We start from the raw sequence: 15,812 nt of genomic DNA on the forward strand, positions 1-15,812 counted from the left end.
GGCCATGGACAACGCCGTCACCCGCAGCCGCATCGGCTCGATGACCTACCTGGCGCCGACCATGGCGCTGGTATCGGTCGAGGCGGTCGCCGCGCTCGAGGCGGCGCTGGCGGCCTGCATCGCCCAGCACCAGGTCACGATCGTGATCGACCTGGGCAAGGTGGCGCTGCTGTCCGGCCGCGCACTGGAACTGGTCCAGGGCAGCGCCGAACGCCTGGCCGGGCTCGGCGGCTGGCTGAAGTTGGCCTATCCCAGCGCGCTGCTGCAGGACGTGCTCGACGTGACCGGCCTGACCGACCAGGTGGCCCTGTACGACGCGCCCCCGGCCAAGGTGGTCCTGCGCCAGGGCCAGGCCAAGCTGGGCGACATCCTGGTCGAACGCGGCCTGGTGAGCGCGGCCCAGGTGGACGAGGCCAAGCGCCTGCAGGAGCAGACCGGCAAGCGCATGGGCCTGATCATGGTCGAGAAGAAGTGGCTGCCCGAGGCGGCGCTGTTCCAGGCGCTGGCCGAGCAGCTGGGCGTGCCTTTCGTGGGCCTGCGCGCCGGCCTGTACGACCCGGCCGCGGTATCGGTGCTGGAACGCGACGTGGCGCGCCGCCTTGGCGTGCTGCCGCTGTTCCTGGTGTCGAATACGCTCACCATCGCGACTGCCGACCCGCAGGCGGTGCACAGCATCGACGAGATCCGCGCCCGCACCGGCTGCCGCGTGCGGGTGGCGATGGCGGCGCCGGCCGACATCGAACGCGTGCGCAACGACGCCTATGGCGGCGCCACCCTGCCCGACTTCGTGCACAGCTCCGCCGACGACCTGGAACTGGTGGAAAACCACGTCCCGGACGACTACACGGCGATCGACGAGATGGCCGGCGCCAGCCCGGTGATCAACCTGGTCAACGCCGTGATCCAGCGCGCCATCCACGACCACGCCAGCGACATCCACATCGAAATCTCGCGCAACAAGGCGCGCGTGCGCCTGCGCATCGACGGCGTGCTGTACGAGGTGATGTCGCCGCGCCTCGAGCTGCACCCGGCCATCGTGTCGCGCCTGAAGGTGATGGCCAACCTCGACATCGCCGAACGGCGCCTGCCGCAGGACGGCCGCATCCAGGTGGTGACCCAGGGCCGCACGGTCGACCTGCGCTTTTCCTCGCTGCCCGGCATCTATGGCGAGAAGGTGGTGCTGCGGGTGCTGGACAAGAACCAGTCGATCCTCGACGTCGACAAGCTGGGCATGAACGACAGCGCCGTCGGCGCCTTCAAGCGCCTGCTCGGGCGCAGCCACGGCCTGATCCTGGTCACCGGCCCGACCGGCAGTGGCAAGACCACCAGCCTGTACGCGGCGATCAGCTACCTCAAGAGCATCGAGAAGAACATCGTCACGATCGAGGACCCGGTCGAATACCAGCTCGACATCATCAACCAGAACCAGGTCAACGATGCGATCGGGCTCACCTTCCCGAAGATCCTCAAGCACGTGCTGCGCCAGGACCCGGACATCATCATGGTGGGCGAGATCCGTGACCGCCAGACCGCCGAGATCGCGGTGCAGGCGGCGCTGACCGGCCACCTGGTGCTCACCACCCTGCACACCAACGACACCCTGGGCGCGGTGGCGCGCCTGGTCGAGATGGGCGTCGAGCCCTACCTGCTGTCGTCGGCGCTGATCGGCGTCATGGCGCAGCGCCTGGTGCGCCGCGTGTGCCCGGCCTGCAAGACCAGTTCCCTGGTGCCGCCGGCCACCGCCGCCGCCTATGGCTGGAAGGGCGAAGGCAACCTGAAACTGATGCGCGGGCGCGGCTGTCCGTCCTGCTACGACTCCGGCTTCAAGGGGCGGCTCGGCATCTACGAGCTGCTGGAAGTGGGAACCGACCTGCAGCGCATGATCGTCGCCAACGCCGGCAAGGACGAGATGGCGCGCCACGTCACCGCCCAGGGCCACCACGACCTGTACGCCGACGGCATGCAGCGCGCCTTTGCCGGACTCACCACGCCCGAGGAAATCGCGCGCGCAGTCCACGCGAGCTAAGGGGAAGGCAGCATGGCGCTCGACTGGGACGAACTGGAGCCGGTAGCGAAAACCGCGGCGATGGGAACGGCGCCGCGCCGGCGCAGTGCGCCGGCTTTCGGCCAGGCCCGGGTCGGCAGCGCCGACCGCATCCTGTTCACCGAACGCCTGGCGCTGCTGCTGGAGACCGGGGTGCCGCTGCACGCGGCGCTGCGCTCCTTGCAGGAGCAGGCTGCCAGGCCGGCGGTCGCCGCCATCATCGGCGACATGGCCGAGGCCATCGTCGGCGGCCAGCGTTTTTCGGAAGCGCTGGCGCGCCATCCGCAGCTGTTCCCCCTCACCTACGTCAACCTGGTGGGCGCCAGCGAGGCGGGTGGCTTCCTGCCCGAGGTGCTGGCGCAACTGGTCGAGATGGACGAGAAGCAGGAGCGGCTGCGCGCCACCATCGTCTCGGCCCTGTCCTATCCCGGCTTCCTGCTGGTGTTCTCGGTCGTGGTGGTGATCTTCATCCTCATGTACGTGTTCCCGAAGTTCGCACCGATGTTTTCGGGGATCTATCACAAGCTGCCCGCGACGACGAAGGTCCTGATGGTCGTCAGCGAGGTGCTGCTGGCGCATGGCGGCAAGTTGCTGGCCGGCGCGGCGCTGCTGCTGGTGCTGGCTGTGGCGGCCGCGAGGCAACCGGCCGGGCAGGCCTGGCTCGACCGCCTGAAGCTGCGCCTTCCCTTCGTGAAGGACATCTTCACCAAGATCTACCTGGAGCGCCTGATGCGGGTGATGGGCGCCTCGCTCGAGCGCGGCGTGACCATCATGGCCACGCTTGCGGCCTGCCGCAATGTGGTGCCGAACCAGGAGTTCCAGCGCTTTATCGGCGACCTCGAGATCCAGGTAACCGAAGGACGCGGCATTGCGGCCGGGTTCGTCGACAGCCCCCTGGTTCCCGTCAATGTGAAACAGATGGTCGCTACCGGTGAACAGACCGGATCGCTCGGACGCGTCATGGGTCGGGTGGCCGACTTTTACGAGCGCGACCTGACGCGCCAGCTGAACCGTCTGGCCAAACTTGCCGAACCAGTAATGTTATTAGTTATGGGCCTATTAGTTGGCACTATCGTTAGTTCAATTATCTTGCCCATATTCAAGATGAGTACGCGGTGAATTTGCCACACTTGTATCAGGATGGCTTTCAGAAATATACATTGCTGAAAGTTCATGCTAACCTCAAATGACTTTCTAATAGGCAATTGCCTTTCCTTCTAATCTGTGATCATCATGAAAACAAACATCCGCCAATACGCAGTTAAAGGTTTTACCCTGATCGAGCTGTTGATTGTGGTGATCATCATTGCCATCATGGCGGCGATTGCGATTCCGCAGTTTGGTAATAGCACTGCTGAAGCAACCGATGCTGCCTTGGATGCCAACTTGAACACCGTGCGCTCGGCAATTGAACTGTACCGGGTGCAGCACAACAATATCTTGCCCGGTGTCCGCGAAGCCACTGGTGCAGGCAATGCTTGTACCGCCGCGGGGGGAGTTGCCGGAACCGGGCTCGCTAACACTGCGTTGGCATTCTCAGACCAGATGACGATGCATTCGAACCGCGCTGGACAGACCTGCACCGTCTTTATCCCCGGTTACGATAACGGACCTTATCTGCGCGCTATCCCGCGCGATCCGGTCACCCCGGCTGCAGATGCCAACGGAAACGCGGTCGCAGTCACAAACGGCGTGCTCGCGCCAATTGCTGCGGGCGGTGGCGCGGCGGGCTGGCGCTATAGCCTGGTAACCGGCCGCTTCGAGATGAACAGTGTGGCGCTCGACCGCAACCAGCGGGCGTTCAATACTCACTGAGCCTGAAATGGCCTGGTCACGGGCACACCCACATCGCTCTGCCGGTGTAACGTTGGCAGAGATGCTGGCGACGGTCGCGGCCCTGGCACTGGCAGCCTCGATTGTCGTACCGAATGCGGCTCCGGCCGGCGCCTTCGCCGCCGATGCCGCCGCTTCGGAAGTCACTCGCGCCATCCGCTTCGCCCAGCGCGAGGCGGTCCGCACTGGGGCCTGGCACGCAGTGCGTTTCGACATGGCCACGCAATCTCTGCTGGTGTACCGCGTAACTTCCGCCGGACTGCAGGACAACACCAACCTCGTGTTCCACCCGGTCGACAAGTCCCGGTACGAGGTCAGGTTCGGTACCACCGGTCAACTGGCAACCGTCGAATTCAAGTACAGGACACGTCCCGTGACCAACTTCATTTCTTTCCGCCCCGACGATGGCGCTCCGGCCAGCATCAATCCGGCCGACCTGGGCGTCGACCTGCTCGAGCTCGACGGCAAGGTGGTCGTGGCGCAGGGGAACGTCCAGCGCAGCGTCGCCGTCGCGCGCGTGACTGGGCGGGCCGCCTCATCGTGAAGATGCACACACCAGCTGCAGGCCTATCCTACATCGAGGTCATGGTGGCGTTGGTGCTGCTCGCGATCTGCGCGCTGCCCGCCGCCGACGCGATTCGCAGCGGACTGCGCGCCACTGAGGCAGGGGCGATGCAGGCGCGTGAGCTGCGCTGCGTGAAGAACAGGATGGAAACCGTACTGGCCGAATCCTATGACGATCTGTGGAAAGCGGTGGAGGGTTCGACGACGCCTTCCAGCTATTCGCTGGCGGCCGACCCCGGCCCGGACGGCGAATGCGGCGTGCGCAATGTCTACATCTCCAAATACTGGCATCCCTATGGCGCCGCCACCGGCCTGATACTGTCGGCCGGTAACACGGCCGAGGATACGCTGCTGCTGGTGACCGTGTCCGGTACAGACGGAAGCTATCCTCTAACGACGCTGGTGGACCGATGAGGCGGCCATTCCACCGTCGTCAGGGCGGCATTACGCTGGTCGAGCTGCTGGTCGCACTCGTGATCTGCGTAATGGTGATCGGCCCCCTGGCTAGCATGCTCGATACCAGCGTACTGGCTGGCAGCCAGAATGGGACCCGGGCGGAACTACGGCAAGACCTGCGCTTCGCGCTCGAGCGCATTTCCAGTGCAGCCCGCGACACCCCGCTCAAGCCACTGGCGCCCCAGAATACGACGCTGGCCGATTCGGGTGCCTGGTTCGACAAGTCGCGCTTTCGCGTCAATGCGAACAGGCAGCTGATCGAAGTGCGCGACGGGGTCGACAACATCGTGGCCGAATCTGTCGCCAACTTCGGCCTCAGTGCGAGCAGGGTCAACAGCGATGCAACGATTGTCGAGGCGACCCTGCGGCTCGAGCGCGATACGGAAGCCGCGCAGGGCAGCATTGCCGTGCGCCTGGGTGGGCCGCGCTCATGAAGCGCCAGCACGGTCTGCTGCTGCTGCCGGTCGCGCTGGCGCTGTCGGTCATGGGCGCCCTCGCCTATGCCATGACACGCGGCGCTGCGGACGACGCCTCGGCCGTCGACGCCCAGTACGAGTTGGACGCGACACGCTACCTTGCCGAGGCAGGGGTGCGCCTGGCCAAGTGGCAGAACGAAAAGATCAACTGCGACAGCGACCGCCGTTTCGTCGACGTCCGTCTACCGGGCGTCGCCGGGACGATGACGGCGGACAGCATCACGATCAAAAAGAAGGACGAGCTCGACATCACTGTGACGGCGAGGTCTGCGCGCGGCACCGTCAGCACCATCACGCGCGAAAAAATGATGTTCTATGACCGTACGCAACAGTACGACATGGTGCTGGACGACGACGACGACTTCAGGGACACCTGGATCAACAGCAACGCTCCAGCCACTTCTTACGGAGACAGCTCCGACATGGTAGCGACCGACGGCGGCGCCCATCCGCTTCTCAGCGTGGATTTGAATAATCTCCCGCCCAAGTCGCGAGTGACCAAGGCTACGCTGTGGCTGTACCTGAGCAGCTCGAACTCGGTACAGACGGTGCGTGAGCTGGCGGTGCATGCGGTCAGCCGCAGCTGGTCCGAAGGCACTGCCACCTGGAATTCGCCGTGGAATACCAGCCCTGGCGGAAGCTACGAGGTACGTCCGGAGTGGGTCACGACCATCGCTGGCACCAACCGCTTCTACCGCTGGGATATCGGACCGCTGATGCGGCGCTGGCAAGGCGGAGAACTGGCCAATTTCGGCATGCTGTTCAAGCCCCTGGGCCTGAACGACGCGCGCTTCAACAGCACCAAGGCCAACAACAACGAGCCGCGCATGGACATCTCCTACCACAAGCGCTGCGACTGAGCTTTTGAACGAACCGAAAACGATGAGAAAGCATACCGAAACGATTGTCGGCGAACTGTCCACCGTCTGGTCCTGCACCAGCTTCGGCGCGCCCGAGCTGTCGGCCTATGCCGCACCGGTCATCGCCGGCGAAACCCGGCGCGGCGTGGCCTTGCTGAGCGTCGTGGCGCTGCTGTTCCTGCTGCTGGCGGCGGTCGTGTCGGCGGTGTTCAACCTGGGCGCCGGCTACACCTACACCTACTCCTTGCTGAGCGCCCTGGCGCTGCACATCTACGTCTCCAGCGCCCGCGTGGAACAGCTGCGCGCCCTGTACCTGCTGGCGATGCTGCTCCTGGTCGTGTGCGGCTCGGCACTGGTGCTGCTGGCCCAGCGCGTCGGCCAGCTGCACACCATCCTGCTGCTGAGCGTGGCGGTGCTGATCATGCTGGTGCCGGTGGTGCCCTGGGGCGTGCGCGAAGCCGCCATGACGCTGGGTGCGATCTACCTGATGTTCACCGCGTCGACCTGGCTCAGCCGCTTCCGTTTCGCCGCGCTCGACCTGTGGGTGCTGCAGTGCCTGATGCTGACGGCCGCCATGATCTCGCTGGCGCTGGTAGGCCGCGCACTCAGCCTGCGCAAGCACGACCTGAGCCTGCGCTTCGAGCTGGAACGGACGCAACGCGAGCTGACCGACCTGGCCAACCGCGACCACCTGACCGGTTCCTGGAACCGGCGCCACATGGAGGCCGACTTCACCGCCGTGGTGGCGCGCCACCAGGCCTCGAACCTGCCGAGCTGGTTCGGCCTGTTCGACATCGACCGCTTCAAGTCGATCAACGACAGCTGCGGCCACGCCACCGGCGACGAGGTGCTGCGTGCGGTACATGCGGCGTTCGGCCAGCTGTCGGGCGACGAATACCTGGCGCGCCTCGGCGGCGACGAATTCGCGCTGCTGATGTGCGGCGACGACGTGCCGGAACGGGTGGCGCGCATGCTGGCCTCTGTAGAAGAGCAGATGCGGGCGCCGCTGCCGGCGGGTGCGCGGGTTACGGTCAGCCTCGGCCTGCTGCGCCTGCCCACTCGCGGCTGCCCTGCCTTTGACGCCGCCTATCGCCTCGCCGACGAGCTGCTGTACGACACCAAGCGTGCGGGCGGCAACGGCATGCGCATCGGCGCCAGCGTGGAGGAAGCGGCATGAACGCACGCATCGACATGGCTGCCGTCCGCGGACTATTCTCGCGCCTGGCGGCGCGTGGCGCGCCGGGCCTGCCGATCGGCGTCGATTTTGCTGCTGAAAGCCTGAACATGATGCAGGTCGACGCCGTCCCGGGCGGCGCCCGGGTGCGCGCGGCGGTGTCGTTGCCCTACCCGATCGAACGCAGCCGCCTGCTGGCCGACCCGCGCGCGCTGCGCGCCTTCGTGCGCGGCGCGCTGGCCGCGGCTCCATTCTCCGGGCGCCGCATGGTGGGGGCGCTGGCGCCCAGCGAGGTGCGCATCCTGCCGCTCACCGTCAACGTGCCGGCCGGGCAGAACGAGCAGCAGGCGGTGGGGCGCGCGGTGCGCGAGCAACTCGGCGCGGCCGCTGCAGAATCCGTGGTCGATTACTACCAGGTGCGCAGCGCCGACGCCGCCGGGACCGAAAAACAGGTGCTGGCCGCGGTGGCGCCCACCTCGACCGTCGTGAACTACCTGGAGGCGCTGCGCGGCGCCGGCCTCGATCCGGTGGCACTGGACATTGGGCCGGCCGCCATCGCGCGCCTGCTGGCGGCCATGCATCGGGAAGACTACGGCCAGTCCGTCCTTCTGATCAACTTCGGCAGCACACGCAGTTATCTCACGGTGATCTGGGGCCGGCGCCTGATGCTCGACCGCGAGATCGAGCTGGGCGAAACAACGCTGGTGAGCAAGGTGGCCACTACGCTGGGGCTGGACGCCGGCACGGCGCTCGCCCTGCTGCGCCAGCACGGCACCGGCGCAGTCGCGGGCCACGAGCCGGGTAGTGCAACCCCCGACATGGGGCGCACCATCCGCGAGATCCTGCATTCGGAATTCGCAGCCCTTGCCGAGGAACTGGTGCGCACCCAGGTGTACGTGGCTTCGCGCACGCGCGGCAGCACGGTCAGCAAGGTCTACCTGAACGGCAGCGTGGCGCGCTACGCCAACATCCCGCAGCGCATCGCCCAGCTGGTCCACCTGCCGGTCGAGGTGCTCGATCCGTTCACGGCCTTTGCCGACATGGACAAGGATCGCGGCGCACAGCAGATGCACGGCATCGCGCTGGCGGCCGGGCTGGCATTACGGGGAGTAGAACATGGCTGACGTGGACATGATCCCGCGCAGTTACCGAGAAGGCTTGCGGGCGCGGCGCACGCTGTTCGCTTATGGATGCGCACTGGCCTTCGTGCTGGGCCTCGGCGGCGGCACTGCCGCCTGGGTGCGCTGGCGACTGGCGGTGGAGACGCCGCGCCTGGAACAGCTGCGCGCCGCCACCGCGCTGGCCGAAGCGACGCGCAACCAGCTGGCAGCCGCGCAGGCGCGCAAGGAAGCCTTGCAGCAGGCCAGCAATGCGCTCGACGCGCTGCGCGGCAGCGGGGCCGTGGCGCGGCTGGCCGGATCGATCGACGGCGCCGTCAACGATGGCGTCTGGTTCGACGGCCTGCAGTTCTCGCGCACCCAGGAACTGCTGCGCGATCCCCTGCCCCAGCCGCTGCCTGCGGGCACCCTGCAGGTGCAGGGCGCAGCCGGTGGCAGCGTCGAGCACTGGCATCTGGCGAACCGCCTCGAGATCGCGGGCCAGGCCCAGGACAACGAAGCCATGTCGCGCTTCCTCGACGCCCTGTCGGGCGACCCGCTGCTGACGGACGTACGCTTCCTCAACAGCTCGGCCAGCAAGACCGATGCCGGCGTGTCGCTCGCCTTCAGCGTGGCCGGCGCCCTGCGTCCGAACGGGAGCACGCCATGAACGGACGCTGGACGGTAAGGGCGGCGGCGCTGCCGCTGCGACAGCTGCACCTGGCGGGCGCCGGACTGCTCCTGATCGTCGGCTCGGCGCTGTGGTTCTATGCACTGCGCGCGCCGCTGACCCAGTTGCGTACCGTGCGTACCGAACATGCGCGTCTGGCGCAGGCCGGCAGCGACCCGCGCCTGCTGCAGGCCCAGCTGGCCGCGCTCGGCGTCGAGAGCGAGGCGCTGGCACGCAAGCTGGGCGGTGCGCAGCTGGGCGCGTCAGGACCGATCGCGCCGCTGGTGGTGCAGCTGATCGGGGACGTCAACCGGCTGGCGCGCCAGCACCGGGTGGCGCTGCGCGGCAGCACCCCCGCCGCCGAGCAGAAGACCATGGTGTTCACACAGTACGGCATCGATGCCGAGGCGACCGGCAGCTACGCCGACCTGCTGGCCTGGATGGAAGCGATCGAGCGCTCCCGTCCCAACCTGGCCATCGACCGTTTCGAGATGAGCCCGGACGAAGCCTCCGGCGCCATCCACATCCGCCTGCGCATCGCCGCCTACCGGCCGCTGGAGCCCAACTCATGAAGCCACTTCACGTCCTCCTCGCACTGGCGCTCGCCTGCCCGGCCCTTGCCGCCCAGGCCGCGCCGCTGCGCGATCCCTTCGCACGGCCGCCGGCCCAGCCGGCGCCGCCGCCGTCAAGCGACGCGCTCGATACCGACACCTTGCCGGTACTGCGCGCCATCATGGTCGACGCAAGGCAATCGATGGCGAACATCGGAGGGCATATCGTGGGGGTGGGCGACCAGGTCGGCCCTTACCATGTACTGCGGATCGACGAGCGCAGCGTCACGCTCCTGCGCGGCAAGACGAAGAACGTACTGGCAATCGACAGGACACCCGATCGGGGAAGCGACAGGGAAAGCAGCGAATGATGAAGCAGACCATCCTATCCACGGTGCTGGCCGCGATGCTGGCCGGTCAGGTAGCGGCCGCCGATGGCGGTGCAGGCGGAGCCGGCGTCCCGGCCAGCGCCGGCACCAACCTCACTTCGCTGGTGTTCCGCGACGCCCCCATCGCCGAACTGTTCGAGATGATCTCGCGCCGCGAGCGCATCAACATCACGCTCGGCAAGGGCGTGACCGGCAACGTGGCGATCAGCCTGTACGACGTCAGCGCGCGCCAGGCGATCCAGGCGATCGCCGAAGCCGGCGGCTACCAGGTGCTGGAACGTGAACGCGGTTACATGATCGTCAATCCGGCCCAGGCGGCTCAGGGTGCGCAAGGCGCACCGGCTGCTTCCGGCGACCGCCGCCTCGAGGTCAGGGCGCTCAAGGTGCAGTATTCGGAGCCGCAGGTGATCGCTGAGATCCTGGGCAAGCACGTCGGGGTGGGCGGCAAGGTCACCGCACTGCCGCTGCGGCGCCAGGTCATCGTCGAGGACAGCGCCGCCGGCATTGCCCGCATCGAAACGCTGATGCGCGAGATCGACCGCCAGCCGCGCCAGATCATGATCGAAGCGAAGATCCTCGAGATCACGCTCGACGACAACCAGCAGTTCGGGGTGGACTGGCAAAAGGTGTTCAGCGCGGACGGGGTCAACCGCTTCGGTACCAGCGGGCTGGCGCAGCGCGGCGCCGGCTTCGTGTTCAACTTCGTCAACGACAACGTCAACTTCTACCTGAACGCACTGAGCAACAAGGGCAAGGTGCGCACCCTCGCCACGCCCAAGCTGCTGACGCTGGAGAACCAGGAAGCCAGCACCAACATCGGCGACAAGCTCGGTTACCGCCTGACCACGACGATCAACAACGTCACGAGCGAGACCATCGAATTCCTCGAGACCGGCGTCATCCTGCGCGTGACCTCGGCCGTCGACACCGACGGCAAGATCGCCATGCGCGTGAAGCCCGAAGTGAGCTCCGGCACGGTGCTGGGCGGGATCCCGTCGAAGAAGACCACCGAGGTGAGCACGCAACTGGTGGCGGAGGACGGCCAATCGATCCTGATCGGGGGCCTGATCAAGGCCAGCTCGGGCAACCGGCGCACCGGCGTGCCGCTGCTGGCCGACGTCCCGGTGCTGGGCAACCTGTTCGCGAACAACGAGCAGACCGGCAACCTGACCGAGACCATCGTCGTGATCACGCCGCGCATCGTGCCGACCCATGCGGAAGGCGCCGACGTGCATGAGATCGAGCGCGTGCAGCGCAACGCCCTGGAGATCCAGCAGGCGCTGGCGAAACCGGCGGCCGCGCTCGAGCGGCGCTAGGTCGCCAGCGTATAGCCCTCGTCCAGCCAGCCGGTGACGCCGCCGATCATCAGCTTGACCGGGCGCCCCAGCCTGGCCAGGCGCTCGGCGCCGCGGTGCGCGCCGTTGCAGTGCGGTCCGGCGCAGTAGACCACGAACAGGGTGTCCACCGGATATTCGCGCAGCTTGGCTTCGACGATCTTCCCCTGCGGCAGATTGAGCGCACCCGGCACGTGGCCGCGCGCGTAGAGCTCGGGGCTGCGCACGTCGAGCAGCACGAAATCCGGCTGGCCGCTGGCAAAGGCCTGGTGCACATCGGCGCAATCGGTCTCGTAGCTGAAGGCGGAACTGAAATGGGCAAGCGCGCGGTCGCTGGGCGCGGCGGGTACGGCGGATACGGCTGAAGTCATGTGGTCCTCCTGTTGAAGAGGCTCCAGTGTGGCAGCGGCAGGAAAGGCCGGCGAGTGGCCGCCCTGACAGAAACTGGTAAGATCGCGCCATGCCGCACCATGTCGCCATCCTCGCCTACGACGGCCTGTGCACCTTCGAATTCGGCTGCGCCGTCGAACTGTTCGCCCTCGAGCGGCCGGAGCTCGGCGTGTCTTGGTACAGCTACGCCGTCTGTGCGGAAGAAAGCGGGCTGCTGCGCGCCGCGGGAGGCCTCTACGTGCAGGTGCCGCACGGACTGGACGCTTTTGAGGTGGCCGACACCATCGTCATCCCCGGCTGGCGCGACGCCGGCGACGCTCCCTCCCCCGCCCTGCTGGCATCCTTGCGGCGCGCCCATGCACGCGGCGCGCGCCTGTGCACCATCTGTTCCGGCGCCTTCGTGCTCGCGCACGCCGGGCTGCTGGACGGTAAAAAAGCGACAACGCACTGGCGCTACCTCGACCGCCTGGCGCAGGACTTCCCGGCAATCGACGTGCAGCAGGGCGTGCTCTACGCCGAGGACGGGCGCATCGTCACCTCGGCCGGTTCGGCAGCGGGCCTGGACATGCTGCTGCACCTGGTGCGCCAGGACTTCGGCCTCGATGTGGCCAGCCGTGTCGCCCAACGACTGGTGATTCCCGCCCACCGCGATGGCGACCAGGCGCAGCTGGTGGCACGGCCCCTGCCAGCGCCAGGGGAACCCGGCGTCGCGCAGCTGATGGACTGGGTGCGGGAGAACCTGCGCGCGCAGCACACAGTGGACTCGATGGCGGCGCAGGCCCGGCTTGGCGCCCGCACCTTCCAGCGGCGCTTCAAGGAAGCCACCTCCCTCACGCCGCTGGCCTGGCTGGTGCGCGAGCGCGTCGCGCTGGCGGCGCGCATCCTGGAGACACGCCCGCAGCTGGCGATCGAGGCCGTGGCCGACCTGTCCGGACTGGGCTCGGCGGAGTCGCTGCGCCATCATTTCCGCAAGCACGGCCTGCCGCCGCCGGCGCGTTACCGCAGTCAGGGGCGCGCGGCCTCCCGTACCGGATAGTAGGGACTTTCCGGCGGGCCCAGGTAGCTCGGCTGCAGTCCGCCCGCGTCGATCACCAGGCGCTGCAGCACCAGACCCGGATCGAGCGCCCAGAACTTCACGGTATGGCGGCCCGGCCGCTCGATGCGATGCGTGGTGGTGAACTTCGCCACGCCGTCCGACACCATCCGGTTCCAGTACTGTTCCGATTCGTCAGCGTGCACATTGACTTCCTGGACCGGGCCGTCGTCGATCGAGACCGCAAAGCGGAAGCCTTTACCAGGCTGGAACTTGAGCGTCGGCCCCAGCACCGCATGCAGTTTGATGTCGCCGCCGCGGAACAGGTGCACGTCGTACTCGAGCCGCATGCCGTCCACCGGCGTCAGCGCCGGCGCAGCGCCTGGCGTCGTCGTCATGCCGGACAGGGTCTGGCCGTAGCCGGGAATCCTGAGCCATCCGCGCCCGCTGGGCGCATGCGCACGGCTGAAGTGTTCGGCCTCGATCGCGACCACGCCGCGGCTTTCGACGTGGCCCTGCGCCGACTGCGGCGACAGGTCGGCAGGCTTGTGCACCGGGACCTTGACGCTCACCCTGCCACCATCCGGTCCGCTGACGGTCAGCTCCGCCTCGCTGCGCCCTGCCGGAACCGCGTCCCAGTCGACGTCCACCAGGATGCGCTGCTGCTTGTCGATCCGTCCCGTCGCGTGGCTGAGGCGGATCCACGGGTGGCTCGCCTTGACCGCATACTCGAAGGGCTCCCCGCTGCGGTTGAACAGCTCGAGGTAGCGCGGCTGGCGCTCGAACACGTCCAGCGCCGGCAGGGTCATGTGCTGCAGGCCGTAGGCCGGCCAGACGGCCTGGCTGCCCTGCACCACCACGCCCATGCGATCGGCCGCGCCGATGCCGCCAGGGGCGGCCGGATCGGGCAGGCGCAGCTCCGCCACCGCCGGCATCACGTCACGGTAGGGCTGAGCCCAGTTGGTGTAGCCGAAGCGCGTCTGCGACATCATGTGCTTCCATTTGCCGCCCCTGGCGCCGTGGTAGGCGCGCGTCAGCTCCGCATCGTGCGCGAACAGGCGGCGCACGCGCGCAGCCATGTCATTGGTACTGGCGCGGCCCTGGCGCGCATACTGGGCGTTGCGGCCGGCCGATACCCACATGTCGAGCGCATTGGCGGAGGCGCGCACCGGATACTCGACCAGCTGGAAGTACGCATCCTGCACCGCCTTCGGCAGGGCCTTGCCGACCTGCTGCGCTTCCAGGACGAGCGCGTTGTAATCGTTCACCACCCGTTCCGCCTCGTCGTAGGCAGTCAGGCTGTAGGTGTCGGGCGCCAGCTGCTCCGGGCGCCGGCGCGCATTGTAGCGAGTGTAGCGCTCGACGATCGCTGCGATGCGCCCGGCGTGCTGCGCGCCGAACTCGCGTGCCGCCCAGCCTTCCAGATAGGCCGGCAGCTTGTCGGCCGGCCAGGCCGACGGGTTCCAGGCGTAGGTGAGGAAGAACTCGGTCGGCACCTCCATCGGCTTTAGGTCGCCCACGTTGACGATCCAGAGCCGGTTGGCGCCGTACTCGTTGGCCAGGTTCATCTGTTCCCAGACCTTGGCGATCTGGGTCACGTTCAGCCATTTGTAGGAGCGTGGTCCGCCCACGTAGTCGAAGTGGTAGTAGACGCCGGCCCCGCCGCTGCGCTTGCGTTCTTCAGGCGTCGGCAGGCGCCTGATATTGCCCCAGTTGTCGTCGCACCAGAGCAGCAGCATGTCGTCCGGCACGCGCATGCCCTTTTCGTAGTAGTCCTGGACTTCCTTGTACAGCGCCCACAGCTGCGGCACACTGGCCGGATCGCGGCCCAGCTCCTGCTGGATGAGCGCGCGCTGGTCGCGCACGATCCGCTCGAGCAGGTCGACGTTGGCGCTTTCCGACATCGGCTCGTCGCCGTCGCCGCGCATCGCCATCGTGATCACCTTTTCATAATCGCGCGTATTGCGCAGGCCTCCGGCCCAGAAGTCGCGCAGGGTATCGGCATTGCGGTTGTAGTCCCACGGACCCTTGCCATGGCGCGCCCACTCTTGCTGGGCGCGCATCATCGGTTCGTGGTGCGAGGTGCCCATCACGATGCCCATGGTGTCGGCCAGCTCGCCATTGCTCTTGTCGTCATCGTAAAAGGCCGAGCCCCACATGGCCGGCCACAGGTAATTGGCGCGCAGGCGCAGCATCAGCTCGAAGATGCGCTCGTAGAACTTGCGGTTGAAGCCGCCGAAGCGTTCCTTGGCCCAGTTGGTGAGCGCCGGCGCTTCGTCGTTCAGGAAGATGCCGCGGTACTGGACGGCCGGCTTGTCCATCAGGCGGGTATCCAGCGGGACGCTGAGCGCGGCGTGGCGCGCCACCGGCACGTCGGCCCACCAGTGCCAGGGCGAGACGCCGATCTGCTCCGACAGCGTATAGATGCCGTAGATGGTGCCGCGCTTGTCGCTGCCGGCGATGACCAGCGCCCGCTTCACCCCGGGCACGGGGTCGGCGACGGTCTGGATCAGGAAGCCTTCCCACTGGCCCGCGAGGCTGCGCGTATCGATTTTTCCCTGGCGCGCCAGCGCGTCAATCAGGGCGTGGCGGCCAAGGGTGCCGACGATGATGGCGTCGCTGCCTGCGGCTGCAGCGGTTTGCCACTGCGGTGTCCTGCCCGTGACTGCCTGGATGTCGCGCTGCAGGTCGCGCGCCGCGCGCAGCACGCCGGGGAATTCGTCCTTGCCCACCACGATCGGGGCGGCCCGGGCGCCGGCCACGAGCCGGACGCCTTCCTTGCCCTGCAGGTCGACGAAGCGCGGGGTGTCGAGTGCATAGACTTTGGCCGGCAGCGCCAGGCACAGGCCGAGCGCGAGAGAACACAGCAAGCGCTGCAGCATGCATCGTCCAAACCCGGTGCCGGGTAGTGCCTGTCCTGCCATGTCGACTCCATTCTGAT

General features: G+C 67.3%; 16 protein-coding genes. 14 read left to right on the plus strand and 2 right to left on the minus strand.

The window, feature by feature from the left end; all coding sequences use genetic code 11:
- Positions 1–4 precede the first annotated feature (4 nt).
- The 13 genes from LK539_RS13100 (at position 5) to LK539_RS13160 (ending at position 11,430) form a co-directional block, all read left to right on the plus strand.
- Positions 5–2,026 carry a GspE/PulE family protein gene (locus LK539_RS13100; protein ID WP_227801362.1) on the plus strand — a complete coding sequence of 674 codons (2,022 nt, stop codon included), beginning with the start codon at positions 5–7 and terminating at the stop codon, positions 2,024–2,026.
- A gap of 12 nt (positions 2,027–2,038) precedes the next feature.
- A complete protein-coding gene (locus LK539_RS13105) occupies positions 2,039–3,163 on the plus strand; it encodes a type II secretion system F family protein (RefSeq protein ID WP_227801363.1) in 1,125 nt (374 codons plus the stop codon).
- A 114-nt stretch (positions 3,164–3,277) separates the two neighbouring features.
- Positions 3,278–3,859 carry a prepilin-type N-terminal cleavage/methylation domain-containing protein gene (locus tag LK539_RS13110; RefSeq protein WP_227801364.1) on the plus strand — a complete coding sequence of 194 codons (582 nt, stop codon included), beginning with the start codon at positions 3,278–3,280 and terminating at the stop codon, positions 3,857–3,859.
- Positions 3,860–3,911: 52 nt separating this feature from the next.
- Positions 3,912–4,421 carry a hypothetical protein gene (locus LK539_RS13115; RefSeq protein ID WP_227801365.1) on the plus strand — a complete coding sequence of 170 codons (510 nt, stop codon included), beginning with the start codon at positions 3,912–3,914 and terminating at the stop codon, positions 4,419–4,421.
- A complete protein-coding gene (locus LK539_RS13120; RefSeq protein WP_227801366.1) occupies positions 4,418–4,855 on the plus strand; it encodes a type II secretion system protein J in 438 nt (145 codons plus the stop codon). Before LK539_RS13115 ends, LK539_RS13120 begins: the two co-directional genes overlap by 4 nt.
- Positions 4,852–5,331: a PilW family protein gene (locus tag LK539_RS13125; protein ID WP_227801367.1), complete on the plus strand. Its 480-nt coding sequence runs from the start codon at positions 4,852–4,854 to the stop codon at positions 5,329–5,331. Before LK539_RS13120 ends, LK539_RS13125 begins: the two co-directional genes overlap by 4 nt.
- A complete protein-coding gene (locus LK539_RS13130; RefSeq protein WP_227801368.1) occupies positions 5,328–6,233 on the plus strand; it encodes a DNRLRE domain-containing protein in 906 nt (301 codons plus the stop codon). Before LK539_RS13125 ends, LK539_RS13130 begins: the two co-directional genes overlap by 4 nt.
- A gap of 22 nt (positions 6,234–6,255) precedes the next feature.
- Positions 6,256–7,410, plus strand: coding sequence for a GGDEF domain-containing protein (locus LK539_RS13135; RefSeq protein WP_227801369.1), 1,155 nt, complete (start codon positions 6,256–6,258; stop codon positions 7,408–7,410).
- Positions 7,407–8,531 (plus strand): pilus assembly protein PilM, encoded by a 1,125-nt coding sequence (gene pilM / locus LK539_RS13140; protein WP_227801370.1) that lies wholly within the window; start codon positions 7,407–7,409, stop codon positions 8,529–8,531. The genes LK539_RS13135 and pilM overlap by 4 nt, the downstream gene beginning before the upstream one ends.
- Positions 8,524–9,174, plus strand: a complete 651-nt coding sequence (locus LK539_RS13145; protein ID WP_227801371.1) for a PilN domain-containing protein — start codon at positions 8,524–8,526, stop codon at positions 9,172–9,174. The genes pilM and LK539_RS13145 overlap by 8 nt, the downstream gene beginning before the upstream one ends.
- Positions 9,171–9,746 (plus strand): GspMb/PilO family protein, encoded by a 576-nt coding sequence (locus LK539_RS13150; protein ID WP_227801372.1) that lies wholly within the window; start codon positions 9,171–9,173, stop codon positions 9,744–9,746. Before LK539_RS13145 ends, LK539_RS13150 begins: the two co-directional genes overlap by 4 nt.
- Complete coding sequence (locus LK539_RS13155; RefSeq protein ID WP_227801373.1) at positions 9,743–10,096, plus strand: hypothetical protein; 354 nt, start codon at positions 9,743–9,745, stop codon at positions 10,094–10,096. Before LK539_RS13150 ends, LK539_RS13155 begins: the two co-directional genes overlap by 4 nt.
- The gene (locus LK539_RS13160; protein WP_227801374.1) at positions 10,093–11,430 is read left to right on the plus strand and encodes a type II secretion system protein GspD; all 1,338 of its coding nucleotides are present in this window, start codon (positions 10,093–10,095) and stop codon (positions 11,428–11,430) included. Before LK539_RS13155 ends, LK539_RS13160 begins: the two co-directional genes overlap by 4 nt.
- On the opposite strand, the gene LK539_RS13165 is transcribed toward LK539_RS13160, so the two are convergent.
- Complete coding sequence (locus tag LK539_RS13165; RefSeq protein WP_227801375.1) at positions 11,427–11,819, minus strand: rhodanese-like domain-containing protein; 393 nt, start codon at positions 11,817–11,819, stop codon at positions 11,427–11,429. The two genes, LK539_RS13160 and LK539_RS13165, sit on opposite strands and share 4 nt — an antisense overlap.
- An 89-nt stretch (positions 11,820–11,908) precedes the next feature.
- Between LK539_RS13165 and ftrA the strand changes: the two genes are divergently transcribed.
- The gene (gene ftrA / locus LK539_RS13170) at positions 11,909–12,874 is read left to right on the plus strand and encodes a transcriptional regulator FtrA (protein ID WP_227801376.1); all 966 of its coding nucleotides are present in this window, start codon (positions 11,909–11,911) and stop codon (positions 12,872–12,874) included.
- Here the strand turns inward: ftrA and LK539_RS13175 are convergent.
- Positions 12,844–15,753 carry a glycosyl hydrolase 115 family protein gene (locus LK539_RS13175; RefSeq protein ID WP_227801377.1) on the minus strand — a complete coding sequence of 970 codons (2,910 nt, stop codon included), beginning with the start codon at positions 15,751–15,753 and terminating at the stop codon, positions 12,844–12,846. The genes ftrA and LK539_RS13175 overlap by 31 nt on opposite strands.
- Positions 15,754–15,812 lie beyond the last annotated feature (59 nt).

The sequence above is a fragment of the Massilia sp. IC2-476 genome (assembly GCF_020707295.1).
Taxonomy (GTDB): domain Bacteria; phylum Pseudomonadota; class Gammaproteobacteria; order Burkholderiales; family Burkholderiaceae_D; genus Telluria.

What these genes read in the sequence shown, in the direction of transcription:
- LK539_RS13155 (WP_227801373.1), top strand. Translation starts at nt 9,743, where the DNA reads ATGAAGCCACTTCACGTCCTCCTCGCACTGGCGCTCGCCTGCCCGGCC.
- LK539_RS13130 (WP_227801368.1), top strand. Translation starts at nt 5,328, where the DNA reads ATGAAGCGCCAGCACGGTCTGCTGCTGCTGCCGGTCGCGCTGGCGCTG.
- pilM (WP_227801370.1), top strand. Translation starts at nt 7,407, where the DNA reads ATGAACGCACGCATCGACATGGCTGCCGTCCGCGGACTATTCTCGCGC.
- ftrA (WP_227801376.1), top strand. Translation starts at nt 11,909, where the DNA reads ATGCCGCACCATGTCGCCATCCTCGCCTACGACGGCCTGTGCACCTTC.
- LK539_RS13105 (WP_227801363.1), top strand. Translation starts at nt 2,039, where the DNA reads ATGGCGCTCGACTGGGACGAACTGGAGCCGGTAGCGAAAACCGCGGCG.
- LK539_RS13160 (WP_227801374.1), top strand. Translation starts at nt 10,093, where the DNA reads ATGATGAAGCAGACCATCCTATCCACGGTGCTGGCCGCGATGCTGGCC.
- LK539_RS13135 (WP_227801369.1), top strand. Translation starts at nt 6,256, where the DNA reads ATGAGAAAGCATACCGAAACGATTGTCGGCGAACTGTCCACCGTCTGG.
- LK539_RS13125 (WP_227801367.1), top strand. Translation starts at nt 4,852, where the DNA reads ATGAGGCGGCCATTCCACCGTCGTCAGGGCGGCATTACGCTGGTCGAG.
- LK539_RS13100 (WP_227801362.1), top strand. Translation starts at nt 5, where the DNA reads ATGGACAACGCCGTCACCCGCAGCCGCATCGGCTCGATGACCTACCTG.
- LK539_RS13110 (WP_227801364.1), top strand. Translation starts at nt 3,278, where the DNA reads ATGAAAACAAACATCCGCCAATACGCAGTTAAAGGTTTTACCCTGATC.
- LK539_RS13175 (WP_227801377.1), bottom strand. Translation starts at nt 15,753, where the DNA reads ATGCTGCAGCGCTTGCTGTGTTCTCTCGCGCTCGGCCTGTGCCTGGCG.
- LK539_RS13150 (WP_227801372.1), top strand. Translation starts at nt 9,171, where the DNA reads ATGAACGGACGCTGGACGGTAAGGGCGGCGGCGCTGCCGCTGCGACAG.
- LK539_RS13145 (WP_227801371.1), top strand. Translation starts at nt 8,524, where the DNA reads ATGGCTGACGTGGACATGATCCCGCGCAGTTACCGAGAAGGCTTGCGG.
- LK539_RS13165 (WP_227801375.1), bottom strand. Translation starts at nt 11,819, where the DNA reads ATGACTTCAGCCGTATCCGCCGTACCCGCCGCGCCCAGCGACCGCGCG.